Raw genomic sequence first — 218 nt, forward strand, 5'->3', positions numbered from 1 at the left:
CAAGGTCTTCAAGGTCGTGATGGTCAAGACGGAGCACAAGGTTTACCAGGACGCGACGGACGTGATGGCGCAGCAGGTCGTGACGGACGTGATGGACGCGACGGAAAAGACGTCTTGAACGGCAAAGTTAACCCAGAAGCAAATCAAGGTAAAGACGGCGATAAATACGTTAATACAGAAACAGGCGACGTCTTCGTTAAGAATAACGGCAACTGGGC

1 pseudogene is annotated in these 218 nt (G+C 51.4%); it reads left to right on the plus strand.

The features are described 5' to 3' along the window. Positions 1-218: pseudogene (locus B7692_RS07635) on the plus strand (hypothetical protein); the annotation flags it as partial.

Source organism: Streptococcus mitis (genome assembly GCF_002096925.1).
GTDB lineage: Bacteria > Bacillota > Bacilli > Lactobacillales > Streptococcaceae > Streptococcus > Streptococcus mitis_AF.